The sequence below is a fragment of the Cyanobacteriota bacterium genome, from assembly GCA_025054735.1.
Taxonomy (GTDB): Bacteria; Cyanobacteriota; Cyanobacteriia; order SKYG9; family SKYG9; genus SKYG9.
The window spans coordinates 1-1657 of sequence record JANWZG010000603.1; the positions used below are offsets into that span (position 1 = coordinate 1).

The 1657-nt window shown below is 54.0% G+C and carries 1 protein-coding gene; it reads right to left on the bottom strand.

Translation table 11 applies throughout. The features are described from left to right. On the bottom strand, nt 1-1657 hold a 1657-nt coding region (recJ, locus tag NZ772_18600; protein MCS6815567.1), incomplete at both ends, for a single-stranded-DNA-specific exonuclease RecJ.

Below are 1657 nucleotides of genomic sequence, written 5' to 3' on the forward strand. Positions count from 1 at the left end.
GCTCAAACAACAGGGCTGTTTTTTGCCCCTGTTTCACGACAAGTTCATGGCCTTGGGCATTTTTGATGCGGAGTTCGCGATCGCTATCTAAGGCGACCAGCATCGCTGTGTAGTTGCGGTCTTCATAGGTGAACGCTACTGGGGGTGAAGCGGGCAATTGACTGGGTAACCGCACACCCACCAATTCTAGTTCCACACTAGTCTCACCGTCCCAGTCGTTGAGGCGGAGTTGGTAGGCCACATCAACCCTCTCTGGAAGCGGATAGTAGCCACCCCAGTTCCAAGCGAGAGCACGCATAGACCGGGGAGTATTGGGCTGAGGGTGTGAAGATGCTGGACGATCGCTGGCAGATGGGGAGGCATCTTGTACCACATCTTGCACCAACGTAACGCGCAGATGAGAGCGGTCTTTACCCATAGGCTGTTGGCTGATAATGCGTACATTTGGAGTCCAAAACACTGGGTCAGGGTTGCCAATGCCACAGGGATGCAGGGTGTCAAGCTGGTCATAGAGATCACGGGTAATTTGCGCTAAGTCTGCCTGCACATCAACAGCTACAAGTGGCTTGAGATGGTCTGGTTGCAAGCTTTGGTGGGCAAACTCACTCAAGCGCGATTGCAGGGCAGACCAGTTTTCAGCTTGAAGGGAAAAACCACCAGCAGCACGATGTCCACCAAATTTGGTGAGCAGATCACTACAGTACTCAAGGGCTGCAAACACGTGAAACTCTGGGATACTACGAGCCGATCCCCGAATGACCCTATGCTCGTCATCTTCATAGGTAGCAATAAACACAGGTGCACCATAGCGCTCCACCAAGCGGGAGGCCACAATGCCGATTACCCCGTGATGCCAACCTTCCTTGACCAAGGTGAGTACTCGATCGGCATGGAGATCAGCGACACTAGCTTCATAGAGCGCGATCGCCTCCTGCTCAATCTCTCGACAGAGGCGCTGCCGCTCTTGGTTAATTTGCTCACACTGCATGGCTCGTTCTAGCGCTAGCCCTGCATCATCCGTCGTCAATAGCTCAATCACCAGTTGCGGATCCCCAAGTCTGCCGACAGCATTGATCCGAGGCCCTAGACCAAAGCCGATCGCCTCTGGCTTGAGTGGTTGGGCGTTGCCTACTCCACTAATCTGAATCAACGCCTGCACACCGGGCAGTTGCGATCGAGCCAATAGGCACAGGCCCCGTCGCACCCAACGGCGATTGACACCCGTTAGGGGAGCGAGATCAGCGATCGTTCCCAGAGTAAACAGTTCCAATAGAGGCTGACTCAACACCTGGGTTTGCCCCATCGCCTTTGCCAAAGACAGTGCCAACACATAGGCCACCCCTACCCCCGCCAGACCCCGATAGGGAGACTCTTCTGCAATCAGTTTAGGATTTAGGATGGCATCTGCTGGGGGTAGTTTTTCTGGAATATCGTGATGATCCGTAACGATCACCCGCAAGCCCAATTCCTTTGCCCGAGCGATCGGCTCTACAGCAGCAATACCATTGTCTACCGTCAAAATCAGGCGCACACCCTCTTGATAAAACTCCTCCACAATGCGCTGGTTGAGTCCGTAGCCTTCGGTCATACGACTGGGGATGGCGTAGTCTACCTTAGCCCCTAGAAATCGTAACGCTCGAATCAACAAGGCGGTACT